This is a genomic window from Pseudomonas sp. AM4(2022) (genome assembly GCF_036346515.1).
Lineage (GTDB): Bacteria > Pseudomonadota > Gammaproteobacteria > Pseudomonadales > Pseudomonadaceae > Aquipseudomonas > Aquipseudomonas paracarnis.
The window spans coordinates 31873-58114 of the sequence record NZ_JAOTNW010000004.1 but is presented as its reverse complement, the minus strand read 5'-3'; the positions used below and the strand labels follow the sequence as shown (position 1 = coordinate 58114).

Sequence of the window (26242 nt, the reverse complement as noted above, 5' to 3'; positions counted from 1 at the left end):
CCCCCGTACCTGCGTTAGGAAAAAACCCATTCATTTGCCTTTTTTGGGCCGAGGCCGGTCAGATAATTCGCTCGCACCCTTATCGCGGCAGCCACTCCTGAAAGGTTTCCTGCAATTCAACCCCTAACCGATCCTCCAACTGCACCAACTCTCCCACCGCCATCAGTTGCCCATTGACCCGCACCTCCACACAGCGGGTTACGCCTGGGTCCAAGGGCAGCACCTTCCCTGGTGCGAATGCGGCCAAACGCTTGCGGCTGATCAGTTGCTCCTGCAGCAGTATTTCCAGGTGCATGGACAAACGCCTTTTTCAGGGGGAAAACTCTTGGTCCGCTCGCAGGAACGCACGTCGCACGTGCTCGTATTGCGCGGCGGTCAACTGAGGTGAGCCGGCCAGTTGCACCTCGTCACCGACAGCGTGCGCCTGCCCCGGCGAGGTTTCATCCCGCGGCTGGGCGACATCCAACTCGGCCACCCGTTTTTCGATAACCTTCACTTGGTCAGGCAGCCCCTTGATCAACAGACTGTTGGTATCCGGATAAGCCATTAACACAAGGCGGCCATCGGCCAGTTGGTCCTTCTGCGCCTGGGATAGCCCAGCTTTGATCATTGAAGCCATGCCCGGTGCAAGGACCCTGTTGGCACCCGCGCCCTGCAGGTGATCGTCTACGAGGACATTGATCACTTTCACCACGCCGAATACCGGGGCGCGCTCTGGCACCTTGCGAGGGGGTCGGTCCATCCGTTGAGCGAGGCGCAACACCTGGTCGACATAGCCGGGAGGCCCGGTCACATAGAACGTACCCGCGCCGTGTTCACGCAGGGGGTAGCGTGGTTCATCCAGCCCCGCACGGCGCATGATGCCGCGCAGCCTATTAACGGAAATGTGCCTCAGCACCACCGCCGAGCTTCTCGCGTCGGCGGCGGCGTAGAGCGGCAACACCGCGCCGCAGGCCGTGCCACTGCCCAGCAACAGCGCGGCGCACAGCAGCGCGCTGTACAGCCAGCGGCAATTGAGGGTTGCGAGGTAATCAGCGTGCACCGTGGGTATGCCTGGCGGTCTGGCCTGAAGAAGCGGCCATACTGCGAGGCGCACGAGGTTCAATCATGATGGAAAGCTGACGGCCAGTTGCACCGGCCCACCCATGGCATGTGCCTTGCTATGCACTCTGTATCAAGCCCGCACCAAAGGCGGCACGGGCCTACGGACAAAGGCGTCGTTCCCCTGCAATGGCCTATACGCCAAGCTGGGAAACGGCGCTTTTTTTTTCAGAAAAGGCAGGTATTGATGAACGATCCGCTGGCTTGGGTAAACGGCAGCGATGCCCCGGAAAAGAGCAGCCTGGACCTTGGGTTCATGGCCCTGACCGATTGCGCCTCGTTGGTGGTCGCCGCCACCCAGGGCTTCGCCCAACCCTACGGCCTCACACTCAACCTCAAGCGCCAGGCGTCCTGGGCCAACCTGCGCGATAAGCTGGTCAGCGGTGAACTGGACGCCGCCCACAGTCTCTATGGTCTTATTTATGCCGTACACCTGGGCATCGGCGGCGTCGCCCCCAGCCCCATGGCGGTGCTGATGGGGCTGAACCAGAATGGCCAGGGCATCAACCTGTCCCACGGACTGCAACAGCAAGGGGTGATCACTCCTGAGGCGTTGAAGCGCCATGTGCACCAAAGCCGGACAAAACTGACCTTCGCGCAGACGTTTCCCACCGGCACCCACGCCATGTGGCTGTATTACTGGCTGGCGAGCCAAGGCATTCATCCATTGCAGGATGTGAACAGTGTGGTAGTGCCGCCGCCGCAAATGGTCGCGCACCTGCAAGCCGGACGTATCGACGGACTTTGCGTGGGCGAACCCTGGTGCGCCAGCGCAGTGCAACAGAACCAGGGCTTTACTCTGGCGACCAGCCAGGCGATCTGGCCGGACCATCCGGAAAAAGTCCTGGGCTGTACCCAAGCCTTCGTGGACGCGTACCCCAATACCGCGCGCATGCTGGTCATGACGATCCTCGAAGCCAGCCGGTTTATCGAGCAGAGCCTTGAAAACCGCCGCTCTACCGCCCAGTTGCTCAGTGCCCCTGAATACCTCGATGCGCCTGTGGCTTGCATCGAACCGCGCTTGCTGGGGCACTATGACGACGGCCTGGGCAACCACTGGCAGGATCCCCATGCACTGCGCTTTTTCGCCGACGGCGAGGTGAACCTGCCTTACCTCAGCGATGGCATGTGGTTCATGACCCAGTTCCGGCGCTGGGGCTTGCTGCGTGAAGACCCGGACTATCAAGGCGTCGCCCGGCAGGTGCAGCAACTGGCGCTGTATCGTGAGGCAGCCGCCGCGCTGGGCATTACCGCAGGCAACTCGGACATGCGCCGCAGCCAGTTGCTCGACGGCAAGACCTGGGACGGCAGCGACCCCGCTGGCTACGCCCGCAGCTTCCACCTTCACGCCTTGGCCGATGATGCCAATCGCCAAGCGCTGCGCTGACAGGAGCCCGACGATGCTGCGAATCCTGTTGATCAACGACACCCCGCGCAAAGTCGGGCGCCTCAAGGCCGCATTGACCGAGGCCGGCTTCGAGGTGATCGATGAGTCCGGCTTGACCATCGACCTGCCTGCACGCGTCGAAACAGTGCGCCCTGATGTGATCCTGATCGATACCGAGTCACCCGGGCGCGATGTGATGGAGCAAGTGGTGCTGGTCAGCCGCGATCAGCCAAGGCCCATCGTGATGTTCACCGACGAGCACGACCCGAATGTGATGCGCCAGGCCATCAAGTCCGGCGTCAGTGCCTATATCGTCGAAGGCATCCAGGCCCAGCGCCTGCAACCGATCCTCGATGTGGCCATGGCGCGCTTCGAGAGTGACCAGGCCCTGCGCGCCCAGCTTCATGCCCGCGACCAGCAACTGGCCGAACGCAAGCGCATCGAGTTGGCCAAGGGCCTGCTGATGAAGATGAAGAGCTGTAACGAAGAAGAGGCCTACACCCTGATGCGCCGCCAGGCCATGAGCCGTCAACAGAAACTGATCCAGGTGGCGGAGCAGATTATTGCCATGAGCGAGTTGCTCGGCTGATGTGGCTCAGCTCTTGCTAAAGAATTATCACAGGTAGCCAACGGCGGTTGCCCCTTCACGACAAAGACGTCGCCCACCCGGTTTGCCCTCGCGAACCCGGTGGCGGCGTTTTTTCGTTTCTAGACCCCCAACCGTTGAGGTGCGTGATGAAATCAAGCTTCTGGAAATCCGGGCACACCCCGACCCTGTTTGCCGCGTTCCTGTATTTCGACCTGAGCTTCATGGTCTGGTACCTGCTGGGCCCCCTGGCGGTGCAAATTGCCGCTGACTTGCACTTGACCACCCAGCAGCGCGGCCTGGTGGTGGCCACCCCGATCCTGGCGGGCGCGGTGCTGCGCTTTTTGATGGGGATGCTGGCCGACAAGCTGTCGCCCAAGACTGCCGGGCTGATTGGCCAGGTGATTGTGATCGTGGCGCTGTTCTGCGCCTGGAAACTGGGGATCCACAGCTACGAACAAGCGCTGCTGCTGGGCATGTTCCTGGGCATGGCCGGTGCGTCCTTCGCGGTCGCCCTGCCCTTGGCGTCACAGTGGTATCCGGCGGAGCACCAGGGCAAAGCCATGGGCATCGCCGGCGCCGGTAACTCCGGCACCGTGTTTGCCGCCTTGCTGGCACCGGTGCTGGCGGCTGCGTTCGGCTGGAGCAATGTGTTCGGCTTTGCGCTGATCCCACTGGTGCTGACCCTGATCGTATTCGCCTGGCTTGCGCGCAATGCGCCTGAACGGCCGAAAGCCAAATCCATGGCCGACTATTTCAAGGCCCTGGGCGACCGCGACAGCTGGTGGTTCATGTTCTTCTACAGCGTGACCTTCGGCGGGTTTATCGGCCTGGCCAGCGCCCTGCCCGGCTACTTCAACGACCAATATGGCCTGAGCCCGGTGACCGCCGGCTACTACACCGCCGCCTGTGTGTTCGGCGGCAGCCTGATGCGCCCATTGGGTGGCGCCCTGGCAGACCGGTTCGGCGGGATCAAGACCCTGCTCGGCATGTACAGCGTGGCGGTGATTTGCATTGCGGCAGTGGGGTTCAACTTGCCCAGCTCCTACGCAGCCTTGGCGCTTTTTGTCTGCACCATGCTCGGCCTGGGCGCCGGCAATGGCGCGGTATTCCAATTGGTGCCGCAGCGTTTTCGCAGTGAGATCGGCGTCATGACCGGCCTGATCGGCATGGCCGGTGGCATCGGCGGCTTCGCCCTCGCGGCGGGCATGGGCGCCATCAAGCAGAGCACTGGCAGCTATCAACTGGCCCTATGGATGTTCGCCAGCCTCGGTGTGCTGGCCTGGTTCGGCCTGCATGGGGTGAAGCGGCGCTGGAGAACCACTTGGGGTTCGGCCGCCGTGACTGCCGCCCGCGTCTGATGAGCCTACGACTGAGCGTCGCCCAGGCCAGTGCCATCGGCCCGCGCAGCGAAAACCAGGACGCGCTGCGGGTGGTCACGCCCATGGCGGAACTGGCCGCGAGCAAAGGCTACCTGTGCGCACTGGCCGATGGCGTCAGCCAGTGCGCCGACGGTGGCCTGGCCGCACGCTCGACCGTGCAGGCCCTGGCCCTGGACTACTACGCCACGCCACAGACCTGGGGCGTGGCCCAGGCCCTGGAGCGTCTGTTGCTGGCGCAGAATCGCTGGTTGCAAGCCAACGGCGGCGGGCAGCCGTTGCTCACCACCCTGAGCGCCCTGGTGTTTCGTGGCCAGCGCTTCACCCTGGCCCATGTCGGTGATTGCCGGGCGTATCGTTGGTTTGACGGCGAGTTGCAACGCATCAGCGAAGACCATGTGTGGGAACAACCGGGCATGCAGCATGTGCTCAAGCGCGCCCTCGGGCTGGATCAACATCTGGTGCTGGACTTCCTCGATGGCCAACTGCGCGAGGGCGAGAGTTTCCTATTGCTCAGCGATGGGGTGTGGGCCACGCTGGGCGATCACAGCATCGGCGCGATCCTGCGCGAACAAAGCGACCTCGAGCTGGCCGTCAACACACTGGTCAGCGCCGCCCACCTGGCGGGTAGCCAAGACAACGCCAGCGCCTTGCTGGTGCGCATCGACCACCTCGGCGCGGCCACCCTCGGCGACGCCCTGGTGCAGTTGCAGCAATGGCCACTGCCGCCACCGCTGAAAGTCGGGCAAACCTTTGAAGGCTGGCAGGTGCAAAGCGTGCTGGCGCAGAGTCGCCAGTCGTTGCTGTACCGCGTGCACGACGCCCAGGGGCAACCCTGGCTGCTCAAGACCTTGCCGTTACGTTGCGACGATACCAATGCGGCCCAGGCGTTGTTATCGGAGGAATGGTTTCTGCGTCGAGTCGCCGGCCGTGCCTTTCCCGAAGTGCATGCCGCCAGTGGCCGTCAGCATTTGTACTACGTGATGCGCGAATACGCCGGGCAAACCCTGGCCCAACTGTTCCAACAACAGGGCCCGCTGCCGTTGGCACAATGGCAGTCCATTGCAGAACGCTTGCTGCGCGCCGTGGGCCTGCTGCATCGCCGGCAGATCCTGCACCGCGACATCAAGCCGGAAAACCTGCTGCTGGGAGAAGATGGCGAACTGCGAGTGCTGGACTTCGGTCTGGCCTATTGTCCCGGGCTCTCCGAGGACCGTGCCCACCTGCTGCCCGGCACCCCGAGTTTTATCGCGCCCGAGGCATTCGCTGGCGAGCAGCCTACGGCACAACAGGATTTGTATAGCGTCGGCGTGACCTTGTATTACCTGCTGACCGGGCATTACCCCTACGGTGAAATCGAGGCCTTCCAACGACCCAGGTTTTCCCAGCCCGTCAGCGCCAGCCGTTATCGCCCCGACTTGCCGGAGTGGTTGCCACACAGCCTGGAACGAGCGGTGACCGCTGTCCCGGCCCAGCGTTATGAAACCGCCGAAGAATGGCTGTTGGTGCTGGAGCAGGCCGATCGCCGCGAATTGAGCGTACGCCCACGCCCCTTGCTCGAACGCGAACCCTTGAAAGTCTGGCAGACCCTGGCGATGGCGTCGCTGCTACTCAATCTGGTGCTGCTGTACTGGCTGATGCACCACTAACGGGCAGAATCCGCCGATTCTCTGTGTAAACGCCCAGTAATCCTGGGCTATAGGGACTTGGCACAGCTGCTGCATTAACGTTCTCAACACCCCACATATAGCCGCTCCTTCAACGACGAAGGGTCGAGCTTCCCGAGAGAACGGGACCAGGACAAAGGCGTCCTCGCTAGCTGACTAGCGGGGACGCCTTTTTTGTTTGCGCACGATTTGTCGAGCCATTGCGGAGAACGACATGAAAAAACTCAAACTGGTGATGATCGGCAACGGCATGGCCGGGGTTCGCACCCTTGAAGAACTGCTCAAGCTGAGCAACGAGCTGTACGACATTACCGTGTTCGGCGCCGAGCCTCACACCAACTACAACCGCATCCTGCTGTCGCCGGTACTGGCTGGCGAGCAAACCTTCGAAGAGATCGTGCTCAACGACCTGGATTGGTACCTGAACAACAACGTCAAGCTGCTGCTCAACCGCAAGGTGGTGCAGATCGACCGGGTCAAGCGCAAAGTCATCGCCGAAGACGGCACCGAGGCCGAATACGACCGCCTGCTGATCGCCACCGGGTCCACGCCGTTTATCCTGCCGATTCCCGGCAACACGTTGCAGGGCGTGATTGGCTACCGTGACATTGCCGACACCCAAGCGATGATCGACACCGCCAAGACCCACAAGCATGCGGTGGTGATCGGCGGCGGCCTGCTCGGCCTGGAAGCGGCCAACGGCCTGATGCTGCGCGGCATGCACGTGACGGTGGTGCACATCGGTGAATGGCTGCTGGAGCGGCAACTGGACAAGACCAGCGGCCAGCTACTGCAAACCGAACTGGAGAGCCGCGGCCTGGTGTTCCGCCTGTGCGAGCACACCCAGGCCCTGCACGACGCCGGCAATGGCCGCGTCGGCTCGGTGCAGTTCAAGAATGGCGACATCATCCCCGCCGACCTGGTGGTGATGGCTGCCGGCATCCGCCCCAACACCGAACTCGCGGAAAAGTCCGGCATCCCCTGCAACCGTGGGATCCTGGTCAACGACACGATGCAAACCTACGACCCGCGCATCTATGCGATCGGTGAATGCGCCAGCCATCGCGGCATCGCCTATGGCCTGGTGGCGCCCTTGTTCGAACAGGCCAAGGTCTGCGCCAACCACCTGGCCCAATTGGGTTTTGCCACTTACAAGGGCTCGGTAACCTCGACCAAGCTGAAAGTCACCGGCATCGACCTGTTCTCCGCTGGCGACTTCATGGGCGGCGAAGGCACCGAGACCATCACCCTCTCTGACCCGATTGGCGGCGTGTACAAGAAGCTGGTGATCAAGGACGACATCCTGGTCGGTGCCTGCCTGTACGGCGATACCGCCGATGGCGGCTGGTATTTCCGCCAGATCCGTGAGAACCACGCCATCGGTGAAATCCGCGATCACCTGATGTTTGGTGAAAATGCACTCGGCGATGTCGGCCACCAAGGCCAGGACAAAGCCATGAGCATGGCCGACAACGCCGAAGTCTGCGGCTGCAATGGCGTGTGCAAGGGCACCATCGTCAAGGCGATCCAGGAACAAGGGTTGTTCAGTGTCGATGAGGTGAAAAAACACACCAAGGCCGCCAGTTCCTGCGGTTCCTGTGCCGGGCTGGTTGAGCAGATCCTGATCAACACCGTGGGCGGCGCGGCGGACGTCAAACCCAAAAGCGAAAAAGCCATCTGCGGCTGCAGCGACCTCAATCACGGGCAGATCCGCCAGGCCATCCGCGAGCAGCACCTGCTGACCATCGACAGCACCATGCGCTACCTGAACTGGCGCACCCCCAATGGCTGCGCCACCTGCCGCCCCGCGCTCAACTATTACCTGATTTCGACTTGGCCGGGCGAGGCCAAGGACGACCCGCAATCGCGACTGATCAACGAACGGGCCCACGCCAATATTCAGAAAGACGGCACCTACTCTGTAGTCCCACGGATGTGGGGCGGTGTGACCAACCCTTCGGAGCTGCGCCGCATCGCCGATGTGGCCGACAAGTACAACGTGCCGATGGTCAAGGTCACCGGCGGCCAGCGCATTGACTTGCTCGGTATCAAGAAGCAGGACTTGCCAGGGGTATGGAAGGACCTGGATATGCCGTCCGGGCATGCCTATGGCAAATCCATCCGCACCGTCAAAACCTGTGTGGGCAGCGAGTTCTGCCGCTTCGGCACGCAGAACTCGACGCAACTGGGCATCGAGCTGGAGCATGACCTGTTCAACATGTGGTCGCCCCACAAGGTCAAGTTGGCGGTTTCCGGTTGCCCACGCAACTGCTCGGAAGCGGGCATCAAGGACGTAGGCATTATCGGGGTCGACTCGGGCTGGGAGATGTACATCGGCGGCAACGGCGGGATCAAGACTGAAGTCGCGGAGTTCTTCGTCAAGGTGAAAACCGCCGAGCAAGTGCGCGAATACAACGGCGCCTTCCTGCAGCTATACCGCGAAGAAGCCTTCTATCTGGAGCGCACCGTGCACTACCTGCAGCGGGTGGGCATGGAGCATATCAAGAAGGCTGTGCTGGAAGACCCGGCGCGCCGCCAGGCCCTCAATGAGCGTTTGCAGTTCTCGTTGTCATTCGAGCAGGACCCGTGGAAGGAACGCCTGGAACAGCCGCTGCTGAAAAAGGAATTCGACGTGATCCCCGTCAAACAACTGGAGGTCTCGCTATGAACTGGCTGGATATCTGCGCCCTCGATGAAATCAATACCCTGGGCTCGCGCATCATCAGCGGGCCCAAAGGTGACATCGCGATTTTTCGCACCAGTGACGATGACGTCTTTGCCCTCGACGACCGCTGCCCACACAAAGGCGGGCCGCTGTCCCAAGGCTTGATCTACGGCAAGCGGGTGGCCTGCCCGCTGCATAACTGGCAGATCGACCTGGCGACTGGCCAAGCCCAGGCCCCGGATGTCGGCTGCGCCCACCATCATCAGGCCCGTGTCGAAAACGGTCGGGTGATGCTGGCCCTGCGGGACGCGGGTTGATGAACCGCCAGACCACCGCGTCCACCTGCTGTTATTGCGGGGTGGGCTGCGGCGTGCTGATCGAGCATGACGGCGAGCAGATCCTGGGGGTGCAAGGCGACCCCAACCATCCGGCCAACTTCGGCAAGTTGTGCAGCAAAGGCGCGAGCCTGCACCTGACCGGCGACTTGAGCGCCCGTGCTCTTTACCCGCAACTACGCTTGGGCAAAGAGCTGGCACGCACCCGCACTGACTGGGACACCGCCCTGGAACACGCGGCCAACGTATTCGCCGATACCATTGCCGAACACGGGCCCGACAGTGTGGCGTTCTATATTTCCGGGCAACTGTTGACCGAGGACTACTACAGCTTCAACAAGCTGGCGCGGGCGTTGGTGGGCACTAACAATATCGATAGCAACTCTAGGCTGTGCATGTCTTCGGCGGTGGTCGGCTACAAGCGCAGCCTGGGCGCCGATGCGCCGCCGTGCAGTTATGAGGACTTGGAAAACAGCGACTGCGTGATGATCGTCGGCAGCAATATGGCTTACGCCCATCCGGTATTGTTCCGACGCCTGGAGCAAGCCAAGGCGCAACGTCCGCAGATGAAAGTGCTGGTGATTGACCCTCGGCGTACCGACACTTGCGACTTGGCCGACCTGCACTTGGCCATCTTGCCGGGAACGGATGTGGCGTTGTTCCACGGGATTTTGCATTTACTGCTGTGGGAAGACTGGATCGACCGCGCGTTTATCCAGGCCCACACCGACGGCTTGGCCGAACTCAAGCGCCTGGTGCATGACTACACGCCGCAGATGGTCACGCAGCTGTGCGGCATCAGCGTCGAACAGTTGCGCCTGTGCGCGCAGTGGGTCGGCACCTCCAGCAGCTTTTTGTCGCTGTGGTGCATGGGGCTTAACCAATCCACCGCTGGCAGCGCCAAAAACAGTGCCTTGATCAACCTGCATTTAGCCACGGGGACCATTGGCCGGCCGGGCTGCGGGCCGTTTTCCCTGACCGGCCAACCGAACGCCATGGGTGGGCGCGAAACCGGCAGCCTATCCAACTTGCTGCCGGGCCACCGCGACGCGGCCAACCCTGAACACCGCGCTGAAGTGGCGGCCTACTGGGGCGTGGAGCAACTGCCGGCGACCACCGGCCTTACCGCCATCGAACTGTTTGAACAGGTGCAGGCTGGCAAGATCAAGGCACTGTGGATCGCCTGTACCAACCCCGCACAATCCTTGCCCGACCAGAACTCAGTGCGCGCCGCCTTGGCCGCGTGCCCGTTCGTGGTGTTGCAGGAAGCGTTTCGGACCACCGAAACCGCCGCCTATGCCGACCTGCTACTGCCCGCCGCCAGTTGGGGTGAAAAAGACGGCACGGTGACCAACTCCGAGCGGCGTATTTCCCACGTGCGCCGCGCCATCAACCCACCCGGAGAAGCACGCGCGGACTGGGCGATCACGGTGGATTTCGCACAGCGCCTGGAGCGCCGTCTGCGTCCAGGATTGCCGAGCCTGTTCGCCTTTGAGCAAGCGGCGCAGCTGTTTGATGAATTCAAACCACTGACTCAAGGCCGTGACCTGGATATGTCCGGCATCAACCACGCCCTGCTCGACCAGCTCGGCCCGCAGCAGTGGCCGTTTCCCGAGGGTGCGCAAGCGGGTACGTCGCGCTTGTACACCGACGGCATTTTCCCTACTGACACTGGCCGGGCGCAGTTTGTCGCCGAGCCTTATCGCGCCGCCAAGGAACAGCGCGATGCGCGATTTCCCCTGACCCTGATCACCGGTCGCCTGCGGGATCAATGGCACGGCATGAGCCGCACTGGCACCGCCGCGCAGTTGTTCGGGCACGTCAGTGAGGCGCTGTTGAGCCTGCATCCGGATGAGCTGCGCCGCCACCGCTTCAAAGAGGGTGACCTGGTCAGCCTGAAAAGCCGTCGCGGCAGTGTGATCGTCGCCGTCGACAGCGATGACAGTGTGCGCCCCGGCCAAGCGTTCCTGCCCATGCACTGGGGCGACCGCTTTCTCAAGGGCGGCGTTAATACCGTCACTCAACCGGCGTTCGACCCTTTGTCCAAGCAGCCGGAGCTCAAGCACAGCGGCGTGCGCCTGGAAGCAGTGCAACTGCCATGGCAGCTGTTTGCGCTGATCGAAGGCGATGTGCAGCAGCACTTCGAAGCCCTGCGTCCACTGTGTGAAACCTTTGCCTATGTCAGCCTGAGCCTGGCTGGCCGTGAACGCCCCGCGCTGCTGGTGCGCGCCGCGCATACCGAGGCGCCCGACCTGCAACTGTTGACCCGTATCGACCACCTTCTGGGCCTCAACGACGGCCCGGTAATGGCCTATGACGACCCACGCCGCTCAATCGGCAAGCGCGTAAAAATCGAGAAAGGTCGCATCACCGCCCTGCGCCTGGCCGGCGAAACCCTGGCCCGTCACTGGCTGCAAAGCCTATGGCTGGAAGGCCGGGCCGACGAGCAACTGCGGCGCTGGTTGCTGGCGCCCTTGAGCGCGCCACCGGGCGGTACCACGGCCAGCAACAAGATTGTGTGCAACTGCAAGAACGTCAGCGAAAGCGCCGTGTGTGCCGGTATCGGCAGCGGCCTGGACCTGGATGGCCTCAAACAGGCCCTAGGCTGCGGCACCCAATGCGGCTCCTGCGTGCCGGAAATCAAACGTCTTTTGGCCAGCAACCCGCAGCCAATCGCCATCAGTGTGTAAGGGGAACAACATGAGCGCAAAAGTGTGGCTGGTAGGCGCAGGACCGGGTGACCCGGAGTTGCTGACCCTGAAAGCGGTCCGGGCTCTGCAGGCAGCGGACGTCGTGCTGATTGATGATCTGGTCAACCCGGCAGTACTGGAACATTGCGCCAGCGCTCGGGTGATTACCGTCGGCAAGCGCGGGGGATGTCGCTCTACCCCGCAGGATTTCATTCACCGCCTGATGTTGCGTTATGCACGCCAGGGCAAGTGCGTTGTACGCCTTAAAGGCGGTGACCCGTGTATTTTTGGCCGCGGTGGCGAGGAGGCAACCTGGCTGCGCGAGCGTGGAGTCGAGGTGGAATTGGTCAATGGCATCACCTCCGGGCTGGCCGGGGCGACCCAGTGCGATATCCCGTTGACCTTGCGTGGCGTGAGCCGTGGAGTGACCTTGGTCACGGCGCATACCCAGGATGACAGCAGTCTGAATTGGCGCGCACTGGCTGAAGGTGGGACCACGCTGGTGGTGTATATGGGCGTGGCGAAGCTGGAAGAAATCCGCGAGCAGTTACTCAACGGTGGCATGGCTGCGGATATGCCGGTGGCAATGATCGAAAACGCTTCATTGCCCCAACAACGCGAATGCCGCAGCTCCCTGACGGCCATGCATGAAGCGGCAAAAACCTTTGCACTGAAGAGCCCGGCCATCCTGGTGATTGGCCAGGTTGCCGGAGCCGCACAGATGGCTAGCATCGCCACTGCGGTAAGCGCCTGAAGCAAATCGCAGGCGAAAAAAAGCCCGGCCTGAGCCGGGCTTTTCTTTACTACTCAGTAATTACTGAGCGGTAGCTTCAACCGACGCTTCTACGCGACGGTTAACAGCGCGACCAGCTTCAGTTGCGTTGTCAGCAACTGGGCGGGATTCGCCGTAACCTACAGCAGTTACACGGCTAGGAGCAACGCCGTCTTTAACCAGGACTTGCTTAACAGCGTCAGCACGACGCTGGGACAGCTTCTGGTTGTAAGCGTCTGGACCTACGGAGTCAGTGTGACCAGCAACTTCTACGTTGGTAGCTGGGTACTGAGCCATGAAGTCGGCCAGGTTTTTAACGTCGCCGTAGCTGTTAGGCTTAACAACGGCCTTGTCGAAGTCGAACTTAACGTCCAGCTCAACACGAACAACCTGAGCAACCGGAGCTTCTGGCTCTGGAACTGGCTCTGGAGCTGGTGCTGGGGTAGGAGCTGGAGCAGCTGCGCCAGCGTTACCGCCGAAGTTCACGCCCAGGCCGACCAGTGCGGAGTAGTCCCACTTGCCGTTGTCCAGACCGTAGTCAGCTTCAACACCAGCACGAGCGTACAGGTTGTTGGTGAAGTAGTACTTCACGCCGGTACCGATGGTAGCGAAAGTGGTCTGATCGCGACCGGTGTGGCCGTCAGCGCGCACGTTGCCACGGCTCTGGTGGCCGAAACCGCCTTCAACGTATGGACGCAGGCTATCAACGCCAGCCTGACCGAAGTGGTACTGAGCAACGAGGCTGCCAGTGTCACCTTTGATCTTCTGGTTGCCAGTGCCGTCGTTCGAACGGGTGTGGTTGGTCTTGTCGTACGACAGATTCAACGACAGATCGTCGGTCAGGAAGTAACCAATGCGAGCGCCTGGGTTGAAGCCGTCTTCGATGTGCTTAACGCTATCGTTGTACTGCTTCTTGTAGAACAGCTCGCCTTCAACTGCGCCTTGGCCTTGTGCCAGAACGCCGAAAGAAGTAGCGGCAATAAGAGAACCAATGGCCAAGCCCAAGGTGTTTTTCAGTTTCATCCGTTAAATCCCCATCTGGTGATTGTAAAGCAGTCCCACAAACCGGGGGACAACTCGGCGACAAGTCTAACAGAACTTGCCTACACGTAAGAGATATTTGCTACGCACTAAGTTTCAGTCTCGCCCGCAAATTTCTCACGTAATTTATCAAGAGCACGCTTGTACCGCATTTTTGTAGCACTCAAACCCATATGCATGATGTCAGCGATTTCCTGAAATTCCAGCTCTGCGACAAATCGAAGCACCAGAATTTCGCGGTCAATCGGGTTCACATGCACCAACCAGCGATCAAGTCCGCCCTTTTCCTCGGGTGCCGGCGCCTTCTCTTCAGACGCCTCCTCAAGGGGGTCCAGACTCAAAGCGTCCATCAAGCGACGCTTTCGCCGTTCCTTCCGATACTGCGTGATGCACTCGTTGTACGTGATGCTGTACAGCCAGGTCTTGAACTTCGATTTGCCCTCGAAGTTCTTCAGGCCGTATAGCACCTTGAGCATCACTTCCTGACAGACATCATCCGCGTCTCTATCGTTCCCCAAATACCTTGAACAAACGTTGAACAGAGTGCGTTGATACCTGCGCATCAATTCTTCGTACGCGCGTGTTACGTGAAACAGCTCCGTGTGCGAGCGCGCGACCAACTCCTCATCAGAGAGCTCACGGGGGTCATAGCGCGTGGACAGCGTTTGGGCTTTATTCAAAACAAGTCGTGCCGACAGTCAGGTCAATGTCCGCTGCAACCCGGTCACCCGGGTTTGCGGCGGCGTACATTAGCAGGATTTGCCGGATTAGCGGCTACTGACCTGCTGCTCCAGGAGAATCCGGTTGGACAGCGACACCAGTTCCCCGTCATCGGTCAGCACGGTCGTCTTGACTGTGCCGATCTCCTCGATTTGCCCTTCGACCTCGCCCACACGCACCTGTTGCCCAACTTGATACAGCTCACGCACATAGATTCCCGCAAGAATCTGACCGGCAATTTCCCGGCTTCCCAACCCCATGGCCAGCGCAACTGCCAGACCAACGGTAATCAAAACAATCACAATCACGTGGTTGAGCAGGTCAGTCTTGACCTCCAACTGGCTGATCGCGACAGAAATACTGATGATGATCACCAGTCCCTGGGCGATTCGCCCCAGGCCTGCCGCGTAGTCCAACCCCACGCCTTCGGCGGCCCCACGCACCAGCCCGTTGGCCAGTTGCGCGAGTAAAACCCCCACCAGCAGCACCAGCGCGCCGCCGAAAACTTTCGGCAAATACAGTGCCAGCATGTCGAGCGTAGCTGAAACTCGCTCAAGTCCAAGGGACTGCGCTGCAGAAACCAGAAAAATAAGTAGAACGAACCAATAGACGATCTTGCCGATCAGGGTCGAAATCGGAACCTGCAACCCCGCGCGGCCGAGCAATTTGGTCAGGCCAGTGCCGGCCATCAGACGATCGAGGCCCAGTTTGGCGAGCAATTTGGACAGCAGGGTATCGAGCAACTTGGCCACGACAAAACCCAGCAATACCAGGACCAGGGCACCAAACAGGTTGGGAATGAAATTCGCCACCTTGGTCCACAATGCGGTCATCGCGGTGACCAGGCTCTGGGTCCAGAGATCAAGTTCCATATTCAATCAGCCTTATCAGCAGTGCTAGCAAGAGGTTTACGACGGGAAACCGGTGACACATGGGCCGAACCGTTGTTCAGGGCCATCATCAACGCCGGCAACCAACGCCCGAGCAGACCGAACAGGTCCCCCGCCCCTACCTGACGGTTGGCGGTTTTCAGTACGCGGCCCAGGCAGGCATCGTCATCACGGTTGGATGGCGAAGCATTGAGCATGTCACGCAAAGACTGTTCGAACGGATCGTGCATAGAGACCTCTCGCAAGTGATTTAAAAGACGAGGGTAAAATTCATCGGGTCACATCGGCCCTTTCTTACGTTCAGGTCATATTCAGGTCAAACCCAGCGCAATCGTCGAAACAGCCACCATTGCCCCAGTGCCACAGACACCATCAACAGGCACGCAATCATGAATCCATAAGGGCTGGCAGAGAACGGGATGCCGCCCACATTTATACCGAGCAAACCGGTAAGAAAACTCATCGGCAAGAAGATCCCGGTGATGATCCCGAAGCGGTACATGGTGCGGCTCATGCGCAGGCTCAAGCGCCGGTCTTCAGCCTCCAGCACAAGCCCCACGCGCTCTCTGGCCAATTCAAGCTCTTCCAGGTAACGGGTCAGGCTGTTGTGCAGTTCGTTCCAATAGTCGGCATCGTCGTCGCAGAACCACGCCAATTTGATTCGTGTCAGCTGGGCGAAAATATCCCGCTGGGGGGCCAGGAAGCGCTTGAGTCCGGCGGCTCTTCGACGGATCTGCAGAACGCTGCCGTGCTCCGGGGTATACCGTTCGTCGGCATCGAGTTTTTCTTCCTCGGAATCGACGATTTCAGACAAGCCAGCGACCAGATCCTGCACTTTGTTGGTCAGGTACTGAGCCATATAAAGGATGAGTTCAGACGCCGTCTTGGGGCCTTTGCCGTCTGCCAGTTGCACCAGCAACTCATCGGTAGCGCGCAAGGGGCGCAAACGCAGGGAGATCACTCGGTTGGCGGCGGCGAAGATGCGCACCGACACCATGTCTTCTGGCTCCGCGCCTGGGTTGAGATTGATCCCGCGCAAAAACAACAGCAATTCGGCGTCCGGCAGCGGCAACAAGCGTGGGCGGGTGTTCTCCTCCAGCAGCAGGTCACAGGCAAACTCGCTCAGGCCGCTGGCTTTGCGCAGCCAGGTCTGGGTTTGAGGATGGCTGCGATCCCAGTGCAGCCACAGGCTTTCCTGGGGCTGCAACTGCAAATCATCGAGCTCAGTCCGGGCAATCGAACGCGCACCGCCTTTACCGTCCAGCACCAGGGCATGCACCAGCCCCCATTGCGCGTTTTCTTCTTCGAACATCCTCACCCCGATCGGTTGCTTCAGTTTATTCAGGCATTTTCAGCGGGCTGGGTGACACGATCACCCCGTTGTTGTCGGCATAAATGTACTCACCGGGGCGGAACGTCACGCCTGCGAATGTCACCGGGACGTTCAGGTCGCCAAGGCCGCGCTTGTCGGTTTTTTTCGGATGAGAGGCCAGAGCCTGCACGCCCAAGTCGGTCTGGGCGATGACGTCGACATCACGGATGCACCCGTAGATCACCAGCCCTTCCCAACCATTTTTCGCGGCTTTCTCGGCAATCATGTCACCCAGCAACGCGCAGCGCAGGGAACCACCACCGTCGACCACCAGCACTTTGCCAGCACCCGGCAGGTCAGCCTGCGCCTTGACCAGGGAGTTATCCTCGAAGCACTTGAGGGTGACAATCTCGCCGCCAAAGGAGTCTCGGCCACCGAAGTTGCTGAACATCGGCTCCACTACCTGCACCAGCTCCGGGTAGGCGTCACACAGGTCGGGGGTCACGTAATGGTTCATCGAGAAACTCCTGTCATCAAAGAAGAGGTCGAACATCCACGGTGTACATCAAGAAAACGCCCGGCGACAGGCATTCTTTAAGCGCCTGCACGTTGGCGGCGGCCATGATCAAACCACGATCAGCGCAACGCAATACACGTTGCGCGACTGAATATGACCAGAACCGCGTGGCGCGTCATATCTTAGCCGCAACCATTCAAGAGTGAAACGCCCTCGGTAGAGCGTTTCGTCAAACCGCTGCGGACACCTCTGGCTGCGTGCCGAATAACGGGGTCAGCGGGTCGTTCAACCAGCGCTCGACCAAAGGCCACACTTGGGCCTGTGCGGATTTGCTGACCAGCATCTGCACATGGCCGAAATCCTCGCTGAACCCTTGCTGACGTCCCAGGCACAGGTACTGGCGATGCTCGCTGCCCACTTGCTCGAAGAGCTTGCGACAGGCCCAGTCCGGGTCTTGCCGGTCGCCCGCTGCGCTCACCGCCAACAGCGGCACATCGACCTGCGCCAAGCCTTTCCACCAGTCATGCTCGGCGTCGCCAAACCGGCCGAACAGGCCGTTCCAACGCATCGCTTCGATCATCACGCCGGCCGGTTCGTCCTCGGGCCCACGCTTGAAGCGTGGGCCCGACAGGTGGGCAAGGCGCTTGAGGATAAAGCGACCGCCCCACTCCACCGGTGGAATTTTCAACGGCCAGTGGGTACGACTGACCTGGCAGCCGAACAACGCCACCGACGCCACCGCAGAGGCATCCAAGTGCTGCCCGCCCAAGGCCGCAGCCAAGGTGGTGGCGCCGAGGGAATGCCCGATCCAGTGCGGAATCTGCCCGCTTTGCTCAGACACAAACGCCCCCACGGCCGGCAAATCGTAGCGCGCGTAATCGGCGACACGGTTTCTGGCGTAGTCGTGATTGCGCTTGGACAAGCCATGGCCGCGCATTTCCGGGATCCACACATCGAATCCGCGACGCGCCAGGTAAGCCCCCAGACCGATGCCTTTTGGCGAATACCAGAAACGCCGATTGGAAAAACTGCCATGCAATAAAATAATCGGCGTGCCCCGGTTTACCGGGACATCGGCCAGGCCCAAACGGGTAACTGCCAGCTCGACGGTGCCGTCTGGACTGTTACCGGGTTTGAGTCGGTAGACGTCTTCACTCAGGTCGCCCCGACGTTCAGCGCTGATCAGGGCGACGGGAAACAGATTGCTGCTGCTTTGCATAATGCTCTTGCACAAAAAAGGGCGGCGTCCGCAAGGATTCCCGCCCTGTACAGATAAGAATGCCGGTCACCCGCAACGAGTGACCGGCACTTTTGACCAGGCGATCTTAAGCGGGCGCTTGGCCTTCAGCCAGGAAGAACCAGGTTTCCAGCACGGAATCGGGGTTCAACGAAACGCTCTCGATCCCCTGTTCCATCAGCCATTTGGCCAGGTCAGGGTGGTCCGAAGGGCCTTGGCCGCAGATACCGATGTACTTGCCAGCCTTGTTACAGGCCTGGATGGCGTTGGCCAACAGCTTCTTGACCGCTGGGTTACGCTCGTCGAACAGGTGGGCGATGATCCCCGAGTCGCGGTCCAGGCCCAGGGTCAACTGGGTCAGGTCGTTGGAGCCGATGGAGAAACCGTCGAAGAACTCCAGGAACTCTTCAGCCAGGATGGCGTTGGACGGCAATTCGCACATCATGATGACGCGCAGGCCGTTCTCGCCACGGGTCAGACCGTTTTCGGCCAGCAGGTCCACCACTTGGCTCGCTTCGCCCAGGGTGCGCACGAACGGCACCATGATCTCGACGTTGGTCAGGCCCATCTCGTTGCGTACACGCTTGAGCGCACGGCATTCGAGCTCGAAGCAGTCACGGAAGGCTTCGCTGATGTAACGCGAGGCGCCGCGGAAACCCAGCATCGGGTTTTCTTCTTCCGGCTCGTAGAGCTTACCGCCGATCAGGTTCGCGTATTCATTGGACTTGAAGTCCGACAGGCGCACGATGACCTTTTTCGGGTAGAACGCCGCAGCCAGGGTGCTGATGCCTTCAACCAGTTTCTCGACGTAGAAACCTACCGGGTCGTTGTAGCCGGCGATGCGCTTGTCGACGCTTTCCTTGATGTCCAGCGGCAGGCCGTCATAGTTCAGGAGTGCCTTGGGGTGCACGCCGATCATGCGGTTAATGATGAATTCCAGGCGGGCCAGGCCCACGCCGGCGTTCGGCAACTGCGCGAAATCAAAGGCGCGGTCCGGGTTGCCGACGTTCATCATGATCTTGAACGGCAGGTCGGGCATGGCGTCGATGGAGTTTTGCTTGATATCGAAGCCCAGCTCACCTTCGAAGATAAAGCCGGTATCGCCTTCGGCGCAGGAGACGGTCACGCCCTGGCCATCCTTGAGCAGTTGAGTGGCGTTGCCGCAACCCACGACTGCCGGAATCCCCAGCTCACGGGCAATGATCGCCGCGTGGCAGGTACGCCCGCCACGGTTGGTGACAATGGCACTGGCGCGCTTCATCACCGGTTCCCAGTCTGGGTCGGTCATGTCGGAAACCAGTACATCACCTGGCTGGACCTTGTCCATCTCGGACACGTCCTTGATGATCCGCACCTTGCCTGCGCCAATGCGCTGGCCAATGGCACGGCCTTCCACCAGCACGGTGCCGGTTTCCTTGAGCAGGTAGCGCTCCATGACATTGGCCGAAGTACGGCTCTTCACGGTTTCGGGGCGCGCCTGCACGATGTAGAGCTTGCCGTCGTCACCGTCCTTGGCCCACTCGATGTCCATCGGGCACTTGTAGTGCTTTTCGATGATCATCGCTTGCTTGGCCAACTCGCTGACTTCAGCGTCGGTCAGGCAGAAACGCGCGCGCTCGGCCTTGTCGACTTCAACGGTTTTGACCGAGCGACCGGCCTTGGCCTCGTCGCCGTAGATCATCTTGATGGCCTTGCTGCCCAGGTTACGGCGCAGGATGGCCGGGCGGCCCGCTTCGAGGGTGCCCTTGTGTACGTAGAATTCGTCCGGGTTGACCGCGCCTTGTACGACGGTTTCGCCCAGGCCGTAGGCGCCGGTGATAAACACCACATCACGGAAACCGGATTCGGTATCCAGGGTGAACATCACGCCAGCAGTACCGGTTTCCGAACGCACCATGCGCTGCACGCCGGCAGACAGGGCCACCAGCTTGTGGTCGAACCCCTGGTGTACGCGGTAGGAAATCGCACGGTCGTTAAAGAGGGAGGCAAACACTTCCTTGGCCGCGCGGATCACGTTTTCGACGCCGCGAATGTTGAGGAAGGTTTCCTGCTGGCCGGCAAAGGAGGCGTCCGGCAAGTCTTCGGCGGTGGCCGAGGAACGCACGGCGACGGCCATGTCCGGGTTACCGGCCGACAGGGTGGCGAAGGCGGTGCGAATTTCTTCGTTGAGCTTCTCGGGGAACTCGGCTTCCATGATCCACTGGCGGATCTGGGCGCCGGTCTTGGCCAGGGCGTTGACGTCATCGACGTCCAGAGCGTCCAGCGCGGCGTGGATCTGGGCGTTGAGGCCGCTCAGCTCGAGGAAGTCGCGGTAAGCCTGGGCCGTGGTGGCGAAACCACCGGGCACCGAGACACCAGCGCCTGCAAGATTACTGATCATCTCGCCGAGGGATGCGTTCTTGCCCCCCACATGCTCTACATCATGGACGCCGAGCTTATCGAGGGAAACTACGTACTCTACCAAGGTGATCTCTCCACTTTCTGTGTTGGAAAAGCTCAGGACGCGGGTTGCTCAGTAGGAGCTAACGCCAGCGCTTGTGGCCTGGACCTGGAAAATAAGTGAGAATGCGGCCCACTGCGGGACGGCAAAATCGCGCCTATCATATCCAAGATTCGCCATCAGCTTAAGGCCCAGGGCTCAAATGAAACGATCTGCTTTCTTTATTTCCGACGGCACCGGCATCACAGCCGAAACATTGGGCCAGAGCCTGCTCGCGCAGTTCGAAAACATTACCTTCGCCAAATTCACCCGGCCTTATATAGACAGCGTGGATAAAGCGCGGGCCATGGTACAACAAATCAATCTGGCGGCTGAAAAAGACGGTTTTCGCCCGATCATTTTCGACACCATCGTCAATCAAGACATTCGTGAGATTCTCGCAACGTCGAATGGTTTCATGATCGACATTTTCTCTACCTTCCTGGCGCCGCTGGAACAGGAGTTGAGTGAGCATTCGTCCTATTCCGTCGGAAAGTCCCATTCCATCGGGCATAACTCCAACTATATGGAGCGCATCGAGGCGGTGAACTTCGCCCTCGATAACGACGACGGCGCCCGCACCCACTATTACGACAAAGCCGATCTGATCCTGGTGGGCGTGTCGCGTTGCGGCAAGACCCCCACCTGCCTGTACATGGCCATGCAGTTCGGTATTCGTGCGGCCAACTACCCGCTGACCGAAGATGACATGGAACACCTGACCCTGCCCGCCGCCTTGCGCGCGCATTCACACAAGCTGTTCGGCCTGACTATCGACCCGGACCGGCTGACCGCCATCCGCAACGAACGCAAGCCCAACAGCCGCTACTCCAGCTATGCCCAGTGTGAATTTGAAGTACGCGAAGTAGAAAATCTGTTCCGCAGAGAGAATATTGCGCACATCAATTCCACGCATTTTTCGGTGGAAGAGATTTCGGCGAAGATTTTGGTGGAGAAGGGTGTGGAGCGGCGCTTCAAGTGATCTCTGTCGCCTGATCTGACGCTATCGCAGGCAAGCCAGCTCCCACAGTTGGAATGCGTTCCCCTGTGGGAGCTGGCTTGCCTGCGATGAACGGTAACGCGAATTTACAGATGAAACCGCCCGCCTCCCTGCCCCAACGCCGTCGCCAGCGCATCAAACCCCTCGCGCAATAACTGATCATCGCCCGACGTGTTGCAGATACTCGCCCGAATAAACTGCGGCACCGCTGTCTGCCCCACGGCAAACGCCTCGGCAGTGGCGATCAGGTAGTTGTTCTGCTTGAGCTCCGCCTCGATTTCCGAGGCCCGCCAGGGCTCCGGTACTTCGATCCAGAAGTGCGGGCTGTTGAGGTGGGTGCGATAAGCCAGGCCGGTCAATAAATCCTCGACCAAGGTCTTGCGGCGGCTGATCTCGTTGATCTGCTGACGCAACAAATATTCCGCCGTGCCGTTTTCAATCCATTGGGTTGCCAGCTCCAGGGTCACAGGTGTGGCCATCCAGCAGGTCGAACGCAGCGCCGCAGAAATACGGCTGACCAGCGCCGGCGGCGCATGCACGTAGCCCACCCGCAAACCAGCCGACACCGCCTTGCTCAGGCTGCTGATCAAGATCGTACGCTCAGGCGCGAAATAGCTGAGCGGCGGCGGACGGTCCTCCACCAGCACACCGTGGGCTTCGTCCTCCAGAATCAGCAGGTTATGTTCGCGACACACCCTGGCCAAGGCTTCGCGGCGCGCAATCGACAACACGGCGGTGGTCGGATTCTGGATAGTCGGCGTGCAGTACAGCGCCGAAATCCGGTGATTACGACAGACCTCATCCAGCGCCGTGGGCAGCACACCTTCCTCGTCCATCTCCAGGCCGATCAGCCGCACCCCCAACATGCGCGCGGCGGTAATCAGCCCTGGGTAAGTCAGTTGCTCGGTCACCACCGTATCGCCAGCGCGCAGCAGCGCCATCATGGCGCACAGCAAGCCGTGCTGGCCGCCGTTGACGCAGATGACCTGCTCGGGAATCGGATGAAACTCGCGCTGCACCAGCCATTGCGCGCCCGCTTCACGGTAACGCGGCAGGCCGGCGTCCGGGGTGTAGGCGCTGATGTCCTGGAGGAACTTGGCGTTGGTCGACAGCGTTTGGAAGCTCTGGGCGAGAAATACCGTCTCTTGCCCGGGAATGTGCATGTTACGGCTCATGTCGAAGTACTGGCGCGGCTCCTCGCTGAAATTGCGAAAGCCCTCATCACGCTGGCGCTCCATCCCACGCTTACGCACGAAGGTGCCGTCACCGACCCGTGCAACCACCAGGCCCAGGCGCTCCAGTTCACCGTAGGCCCGGCTGATGGTGCCGATGGTCACGCCTAAATTGTCGGAAAGCACCCGATGGGGCGGCAGTTTTCGTCCCGGTTCAATCAAGCCTTCGAGGATGCCCCGTTCCATCACATCGGACAGGCGCTTGTACTTCACGCCCTGCCCGTTGGACAAGCCCTCACGCATAATTGACACCATGTCAATATTTGTTTTGACAGCCATCTTTCGCCCTAATAGTGTGCTTTTACGGGTTCAATCGCCGATAAACATAACTCATTACAAGTTCAATATAGAGTTCAATTCCGGCTCAGGGAAGCAATAAACGATGCCAATGTCCGCCGTTCTCGAAAACACTGCAAAAACAAAAACGCAAAAACAGTGGCTCGCCGGGCTGGTGACCAGCGTGATGTTCCTGATCGTGTGCCTGAGTTGGGGCACCACGTGGCTGGGCATCAAGATCGCCGTCGAGAGCGTGCCGCCGCTGACATCCGCCGGCCTGCGCTTTCTCATCGCGTTTCCGCTGTTCCTGTGTTTTGCCATGGTGCGCCGTGAGCCGATCCTGTTTCCCCGGGAAAGCCGCTGGTTCTTCGTATTCGTGACCCTGTCCTACTTCAGCATTCCCTACTATTTGCTCAACTACGGCGAAATGCATGTGTCGTCGGGCCTCACCGCCCTGCTGTTCAGCTGCATGCCGGTGTTCATCCTGATCTTCTCCGCGCTGTTCCTGCGCGAGCGCATCTATTTCTCCCAGGTGGTCGGCATCGGCATCGGTTTTGGCAGCCTTTACATGATCATCAAGAGCCAGGGCCTGCACCTGGACCACGCCGAGTTCTTCGGGGTGCTGGCCATTCTGAGCGCCGCGATCATGCACGCCTTGTGCTATGTCATTACCAAGCAAAAAGGCAGCGCCATCAGCGTCATCACCTACAACACCCTGCCCATCGGCATTGCCGGGCTGATGCTGTTCCTGGCCGGCCTGTGGTTTGAAACACCGACGTTCGACGCCATCACCCTGCGCTCCTGGAGCGCGCTGTTCTACCTGGGGCTGGTGGCCTCGGTGGGTGGGTTCATTGTGTATTTCATGCTGCTCAAGCGCCTGAGCCCGATCATCCTGTCGTTCGTTTTCATCATCTTCCCGGTGTTCGCGGTCATCATCGGTGCCTGGTACGAAGGCGTGGAAATTTCCCGCGACCTGATGCTGTACTCGGCGATCCTGCTGGTCGGCTTTGCGATCACCAAGTTGCCGATCGAAAAACTCATGGCCAAGAAAAAGTGACCCTCAACCAACGCGAGAGAAACATGGACGTCCTCCGCCCCACCGCCCTGGAACAGATCTACGCCCACGCCAGCCGCAGCTACCCCGAGGAGTGCTGTGGTTTCGTCTTCGCCGACGGCAGCGTGTACCTGGGCAGCAATATCCAGAATGAGCTGCACCGCAAGAACCCCCAGATGTACCCACGCAGCGCGGCCAACGGCTACACCTTTTCGGTGGCCGACACCCTGCTGATGAACAAGGCGTTTCGCAGCGACAACCCGGTGGTGGTGATCTACCACTCACACCCGGATGTGGGCGCCTATTTCAGTGACGAAGACCAGGACAAGGCACTGTTCCTGGGCGAGCCGATCTTCCCCGTCAGCTACTTGGTGGTGGATGTCCGTCAGGGCCAGGCCCTGGGCTCCAAGCTGTTTGCCTGGGATGGCAAGCATTTCTCCCTTCAACCTTTCAACGACCTGCACACGGAGTTGTCCATGAACGCTGTCTCTTTCCCCGACATTCTGGTTCGCGTGGCCAAGCTGCCGGAATCGACCCTTGAGGGCGCCGGATCGACATTGCGCGAAGTCATTGAAAATCTCTGCACCCATCACCCCCAATTGCGTCAGCACCTGTTCCATGAAAAGAACAACCAGCTCAAGGAACACTTCCTGTTTACCGCCGAGGAGGCGCTGATCGAAGCCGATGAAGCCCTGCCGCCGAAATCCCGGATTGAAGTGTTGCTCGCCACCTCAGGCGGCATGGACATCGACACCCTGAGCAACGAAGAAGTGCAGCGCTATGTACGTCACATCACCCTGCCGGGCGTCGGACGCGAAGGCCAATTGAACCTGAAGAAAGCCAAGGTACTGGTCATCGGTACCGGCGGGCTGGGCTCGCCCATCAGCCTCTACCTGGCGGCGGCCGGCATCGGCACCCTGGGCCTGGTGGACTTTGACGTGGTGGAAAGCAGCAACCTGCAACGCCAGATTGTGCATGGCAACAGCACCCTGGGCATGCCCAAGGTCGAGTCAGCCAAGCAGCGCCTGCTGGACCTCAATCCGCATATCCAGATCAACGCGTACAACACCGCACTCAACAGCGACAACGCCCTGGAACTGGTGGGCGCCTATGACCTGGTGATCGACGGCACCGACAATTTCGACACCCGCTACCTGGTCAACGACGCCTGTGTGCAGTTGGGTAAACCCCTGGTGTACGGCGCCATCTACCGTTTCGACGGGCAGATCAGCGTGCTCAACTATAAAGGTGGGCCGTGCTATCGCTGCCTGTTCCCCAAGGCCCCGCCCGCTGAGCTGGCGCCCAATTGCAGCGCGGGCGGTGTGATCGGCGTGTTGCCGGGCGTGGTCGGTATGATCCAGGCCACCGAGGCGATCAAATTACTGATCGGCATTGGCGAACCCTTGTCCGGCCGCTTGATGCGCTTCGACGCGCTGGCGATGAAGTTCAGTGAGATCCGCTTCAAGCGCCGCGCTGACTGCCCCTGCTGCTCGGACCTGCGCCGTAGCGAAACCGTTGCGCCGGCCACCTGCGCCGATGCCGTACCGAGCCAGCCCTCCCTGGCCGCGGAACGCTACATCAAGCCCCAGGTGCTCAAGCAAGTGCTCGAACACCCCAGCAGCGCCGATGTATTGCTGGACGTGCGTGACGCCAGCGAACTGGAAGTGTGCAAATTACCGGGCGTGGTACATATCCCGCTGGCGGAGCTGGATGGGCAGCTCGCCAGCCTGAGCCGCGACAACACTCACTACCTGATCTGCTACGCAGGCACCCGCGCCGAGCAAGCCGCCAGCACCCTGTTGGCAGCCGGTTTTGCCAACACCAAAGTCCTGCAGGGCGGCATGAAACATTGGGTTCGCGACGTCGAACCTGACATGCCGTTGTACTGAGAGCGGGGACGTG

General features: G+C 60.4%; 22 protein-coding genes. 11 read left to right on the top strand and 11 right to left on the bottom strand.

Features of this window, described 5'->3' with window-relative positions; genetic code table 11:
- Positions 1–79 precede the first annotated feature (79 nt).
- Together ODQ19_RS06945 and ODQ19_RS06940 are read right to left on the bottom strand one after the other, a co-directional pair.
- Positions 80–295 carry a FliM/FliN family flagellar motor switch protein gene (locus ODQ19_RS06945; RefSeq protein WP_003193267.1) on the bottom strand — a complete coding sequence of 72 codons (216 nt, stop codon included), beginning with the start codon at positions 293–295 and terminating at the stop codon, positions 80–82.
- Between the two features lie 15 nt (positions 296–310).
- Positions 311–1042 carry a secretin N-terminal domain-containing protein gene (locus ODQ19_RS06940; RefSeq protein WP_330209660.1) on the bottom strand — a complete coding sequence of 244 codons (732 nt, stop codon included), beginning with the start codon at positions 1040–1042 and terminating at the stop codon, positions 311–313.
- Between the two features lie 246 nt (positions 1043–1288).
- Between ODQ19_RS06940 and ODQ19_RS06935 the strand changes: the two genes are divergently transcribed.
- The 8 genes from ODQ19_RS06935 to cobA all read left to right on the top strand — a co-directional run bounded on the left by ODQ19_RS06935 (position 1289) and on the right by cobA (position 12564).
- Positions 1289–2488, top strand: coding sequence for a CmpA/NrtA family ABC transporter substrate-binding protein (locus ODQ19_RS06935; protein WP_330209659.1), 1200 nt, complete (start codon positions 1289–1291; stop codon positions 2486–2488).
- A gap of 13 nt (positions 2489–2501) precedes the next feature.
- On the top strand, positions 2502–3077 hold the full coding sequence (locus ODQ19_RS06930; RefSeq protein WP_003193274.1) for an ANTAR domain-containing response regulator: 576 nt from the start codon (positions 2502–2504) through the stop codon (positions 3075–3077).
- A gap of 146 nt (positions 3078–3223) precedes the next feature.
- Positions 3224–4435, top strand: coding sequence for a nitrate/nitrite transporter (locus tag ODQ19_RS06925; protein ID WP_330209658.1), 1212 nt, complete (start codon positions 3224–3226; stop codon positions 4433–4435).
- A complete protein-coding gene (locus ODQ19_RS06920; RefSeq protein ID WP_330209781.1) occupies positions 4435–6102 on the top strand; it encodes a bifunctional protein-serine/threonine kinase/phosphatase in 1668 nt (555 codons plus the stop codon). The genes ODQ19_RS06925 and ODQ19_RS06920 overlap by 1 nt, the downstream gene beginning before the upstream one ends.
- Before the next feature lie 232 nt (positions 6103–6334).
- A complete protein-coding gene (gene nirB, locus ODQ19_RS06915; protein WP_330209657.1) occupies positions 6335–8788 on the top strand; it encodes a nitrite reductase large subunit NirB in 2454 nt (817 codons plus the stop codon).
- Positions 8785–9102, top strand: a complete 318-nt coding sequence (nirD, locus tag ODQ19_RS06910) for a nitrite reductase small subunit NirD (protein ID WP_116667076.1) — start codon at positions 8785–8787, stop codon at positions 9100–9102. The genes nirB and nirD overlap by 4 nt, the downstream gene beginning before the upstream one ends.
- On the top strand, positions 9102–11810 hold the full coding sequence (locus ODQ19_RS06905) for a nitrate reductase (RefSeq protein WP_330209656.1): 2709 nt from the start codon (positions 9102–9104) through the stop codon (positions 11808–11810). Before nirD ends, ODQ19_RS06905 begins: the two co-directional genes overlap by 1 nt.
- Positions 11811–11820: 10 nt before the next feature.
- A complete protein-coding gene (cobA, locus tag ODQ19_RS06900; protein ID WP_330209655.1) occupies positions 11821–12564 on the top strand; it encodes a uroporphyrinogen-III C-methyltransferase in 744 nt (247 codons plus the stop codon).
- A gap of 60 nt (positions 12565–12624) precedes the next feature.
- On the opposite strand, the gene ODQ19_RS06895 is transcribed toward cobA, so the two are convergent.
- The 8 genes from ODQ19_RS06895 to ppsA all read right to left on the bottom strand — a co-directional run bounded on the left by ODQ19_RS06895 (position 12625) and on the right by ppsA (position 20763).
- Positions 12625–13605 carry an OmpA family protein gene (locus ODQ19_RS06895; protein ID WP_003193285.1) on the bottom strand — a complete coding sequence of 327 codons (981 nt, stop codon included), beginning with the start codon at positions 13603–13605 and terminating at the stop codon, positions 12625–12627.
- A 107-nt stretch (positions 13606–13712) separates the two neighbouring features.
- Complete coding sequence (sigX, locus tag ODQ19_RS06890) at positions 13713–14303, bottom strand: RNA polymerase sigma factor SigX (protein ID WP_003193286.1); 591 nt, start codon at positions 14301–14303, stop codon at positions 13713–13715.
- A gap of 87 nt (positions 14304–14390) precedes the next feature.
- A complete protein-coding gene (locus tag ODQ19_RS06885) occupies positions 14391–15215 on the bottom strand; it encodes a mechanosensitive ion channel family protein (protein WP_003193288.1) in 825 nt (274 codons plus the stop codon).
- Between the two features lie 2 nt (positions 15216–15217).
- The gene (locus tag ODQ19_RS06880) at positions 15218–15463 is read right to left on the bottom strand and encodes a hypothetical protein (protein ID WP_014719486.1); all 246 of its coding nucleotides are present in this window, start codon (positions 15461–15463) and stop codon (positions 15218–15220) included.
- Positions 15464–15549: 86 nt separating this feature from the next.
- Entirely contained in the window at positions 15550–16545 is a 996-nt protein-coding gene (locus ODQ19_RS06875; protein ID WP_330209654.1) for a zinc transporter ZntB, read from the bottom strand.
- 25 nt (positions 16546–16570) lie between these two features.
- The gene (rraA, locus tag ODQ19_RS06870) at positions 16571–17062 is read right to left on the bottom strand and encodes a ribonuclease E activity regulator RraA (protein WP_014719488.1); all 492 of its coding nucleotides are present in this window, start codon (positions 17060–17062) and stop codon (positions 16571–16573) included.
- 229 nt (positions 17063–17291) lie between these two features.
- A complete protein-coding gene (locus ODQ19_RS06865; RefSeq protein WP_116667080.1) occupies positions 17292–18281 on the bottom strand; it encodes an alpha/beta fold hydrolase in 990 nt (329 codons plus the stop codon).
- Between the two features lie 106 nt (positions 18282–18387).
- On the bottom strand, positions 18388–20763 hold the full coding sequence (gene ppsA / locus ODQ19_RS06860; RefSeq protein WP_330209653.1) for a phosphoenolpyruvate synthase: 2376 nt from the start codon (positions 20761–20763) through the stop codon (positions 18388–18390).
- Positions 20764–20941: 178 nt separating this feature from the next.
- Between ppsA and ppsR the strand changes: the two genes are divergently transcribed.
- The gene (gene ppsR / locus ODQ19_RS06855; RefSeq protein WP_003193298.1) at positions 20942–21760 is read left to right on the top strand and encodes a posphoenolpyruvate synthetase regulatory kinase/phosphorylase PpsR; all 819 of its coding nucleotides are present in this window, start codon (positions 20942–20944) and stop codon (positions 21758–21760) included.
- Between the two features lie 104 nt (positions 21761–21864).
- Here the strand turns inward: ppsR and ODQ19_RS06850 are convergent, their stop codons facing one another.
- Positions 21865–23289, bottom strand: coding sequence for an aminotransferase-like domain-containing protein (locus ODQ19_RS06850; RefSeq protein WP_330209652.1), 1425 nt, complete (start codon positions 23287–23289; stop codon positions 21865–21867).
- Positions 23290–23398: 109 nt separating this feature from the next.
- Here ODQ19_RS06850 and ODQ19_RS06845 point away from each other — a divergent pair, with 109 nt between their 5' ends.
- Together ODQ19_RS06845 and moeB are read left to right on the top strand one after the other, a co-directional pair.
- Entirely contained in the window at positions 23399–24343 is a 945-nt protein-coding gene (locus ODQ19_RS06845; protein ID WP_330209651.1) for a DMT family transporter, read from the top strand.
- Positions 24344–24366: 23 nt separating this feature from the next.
- Positions 24367–26229, top strand: coding sequence for a molybdopterin-synthase adenylyltransferase MoeB (moeB, locus tag ODQ19_RS06840; RefSeq protein WP_330209650.1), 1863 nt, complete (start codon positions 24367–24369; stop codon positions 26227–26229).
- The last annotated feature ends 13 nt before the right edge of the window (positions 26230–26242 follow it).